The organism is Thiorhodococcus drewsii AZ1 (genome assembly GCF_000224065.1).
Classification (GTDB): Bacteria; Pseudomonadota; Gammaproteobacteria; order Chromatiales; family Chromatiaceae; genus Imhoffiella; species Imhoffiella drewsii.
On the sequence record NZ_AFWT01000102.1, the window covers coordinates 1 to 1,755 of the forward strand.

A 1,755-nucleotide genomic window follows, 5' to 3' on the forward strand; every position below is an offset into this window, starting at 1 on the left:
TGTCCACCCTCAGCATCTTCGGTGAGCTACCGCTATACGCAGGAAGCGTTAACGGTAACTATCGTCACTGATCTGACGGACCCCGCGACCGGGTCCAACGGGGTGCATCGGCCAGGCTCGCCGTGGAACATGGCCCTTCAGACCTGCGAGACGGGGGGCGGTCGGCGCGCCGAGCGCGTGCGGGGTGTGCGCGGATCAAGACGGCACAAGGACTTAGCGCTCGGTCGGGGCGGGAAGGGGGCGCGAGAGGACTCCACCCCGGCGAGGCGTGGAACAGGCGTGGAACGAGTCAGCGATCGGGGCGGTCACCGCATGCAGGCGCGTCAGGCCGGGGCCGCTGACGCCATGGGCGCCACTTCGCGCGGCGCGGCGTCACCTGTGGGCATCCTCGCGCACCTGCTGGCCGGGCGGGTGTGGGCTTCGCCTGGAAGCAGGCGAAGATCGCCAGACGCCATGGAGCCTTGTCCTCCGCCCGAGAGTCGCTCGATTCAAGGAGCGTGGATCCTGTAACCTATCGATCCTTCCCGCTCAGCGTCTTGGATGGACATCATGCACTCGGAACGGTCTCGGAATGCTGTCGTTGTATGCACTGCGGACACTGGCTGGGACGGCCTCGCCGAGGCCCTGGCGGCGGCCGGTCCCGGCGATCGCATCCGCTGCGCCCCAGGGGATTACCAAGACGCGGTGACGCTTCGGGTGCCGGCCGGGCAGCATCGCTTCGATCAGGTCTGCTCCACGCACGCCATCGAGCATCGCCTGATCAAGCCCAGAACCCCACAGACCAATGGCATGGTCGAGCGTTTTAATGGGCGCATCGCCGAGGTGCTGGCCACCACACGCTTCGACTCCTCACAGAGTCTGGAGCAGACCATCACCCGCTATGTCCAGGTCTACAACCAGCACATCCCGCAAAAAGCACTCGGGCACATCGCCCCGATTCAAGCCCTCAAGGATTGGGCCGAGAAGCGCCCCGAACTATTCAAAAAGCGGGTATATAATCTTAGGGGATTTGACGAATAGGAAGTTTTATTGTTTGCCTGCACTTATGACGTGTCAGGTTTAAGCGAATGATCAACAGAAAATTTTCCCAGATATCAGGCTTACAAAAATGAGAATTAATGATTGGTGCACTAAGGCATTCTTGTTTCTGCTATTTGCTTCCATATATTGCTACTCCAGTCTAACTGTAGCTGCTGATAATCCTCCAGTTATAACGATAAACACCCTAGGAAGTGGCTCTAATAATCCCAAGACCAATGGGTTTTCCTTAGAAATTACGGTGACTGATGATATTGGATTAGTGGCAGCTGCTTACGCCGTACAGACCAGTTCAGGTACTTCGACCGGACAAAAAGGACGCATAGACTTGGCAGGGACTAGTGCAATCGCAACCTTTGCAATCGATCTCGATAGCTTAAATGTCGGTTCGTATAAAATCGAAGTTGGAGCAAGTGATACAAATGATCAAGAAGCAAATCGAAAATTTTACTGGTTCCAAAAAATCGAGTCTTAAAGTGGACCCCATGTCCAGGACAGTTTTCCCCCGAATTTAAGTTGTACTGGCCACCTCAATCGCAGCGGTTTGGCGCTGCCCCAGTGTTGTCTCGCCGAAGCGATCGACGATCTTGGCCCCACCCCCGTTTCCCGATCGGTAGACCGCATCAGGCGTGAGGTACCCCAGGGATTGGTGGGGGCGCTCTCCGTTGTAGAAGGCGAAATACTCAGTCAACCCCAGGAGCAGCTCGGGCAAGCTGG

2 protein-coding genes and 1 pseudogene are annotated in these 1,755 nt (G+C 57.2%); 2 read left to right on the forward strand and 1 reads right to left on the reverse strand.

The annotated features are described in order from the left end of the window. Positions 1-693: 693 nt before the first annotated feature. Together THIDRDRAFT_RS23115 and THIDRDRAFT_RS26045 are read left to right on the forward strand one after the other, a co-directional pair. Positions 694-1,020 (forward strand): annotated as a pseudogene (locus THIDRDRAFT_RS23115) (integrase core domain-containing protein); the annotation flags it as partial. Between the two features lie 259 nt (positions 1,021-1,279). After that, on the forward strand, positions 1,280-1,513 hold the full coding sequence (locus THIDRDRAFT_RS26045; RefSeq protein WP_139058898.1) for a hypothetical protein: 234 nt from the start codon (positions 1,280-1,282) through the stop codon (positions 1,511-1,513). A 36-nt stretch (positions 1,514-1,549) separates the two neighbouring features. Here THIDRDRAFT_RS26045 and THIDRDRAFT_RS23120 read toward each other — a convergent pair. Further along, positions 1,550-1,755 (reverse strand): integrase core domain-containing protein (locus THIDRDRAFT_RS23120; RefSeq protein WP_007043373.1); only part of this gene is annotated, 206 nt, incomplete at its 5' end.